The following is a 243-nucleotide window of genomic DNA, read 5'->3' as shown; positions in this document are numbered from 1 at the left end:
CGCCTGCGCACGCTTTACGCCCAGTAATTCCGATTAACGCTTGCACCCTACGTATTACCGCGGCTGCTGGCACGTAGTTAGCCGGTGCTTATTCTTCAGGTACCGTCATTAGCAAAAGATATTAGCTCTCACCGTTTCTTCCCTGACAAAAGAGCTTTACAACCCGAAGGCCTTCTTCACTCACGCGGCATTGCTGGATCAGGCTTTCGCCCATTGTCCAAAATTCCCCACTGCTGCCTCCCG

Annotated in this window: 1 rRNA gene; it reads right to left on the bottom strand. The window is 52.7% G+C overall.

Annotated features, from left to right (window positions below):
- A 16S ribosomal RNA gene (locus MRBLMS1_RS26900) occupies nucleotides 1–243 on the bottom strand; the annotation flags it as partial.

This window comes from Massilia sp. LMS1-1-1.1 (assembly GCF_040815535.1).
Taxonomy (GTDB): domain Bacteria; phylum Pseudomonadota; class Gammaproteobacteria; order Burkholderiales; family Burkholderiaceae_D; genus Janthinobacterium; species Janthinobacterium aestuarii.
Note: the sequence above shows the minus strand (reverse complement) of the source record. Positions and strands in the feature narration are given on the sequence as shown.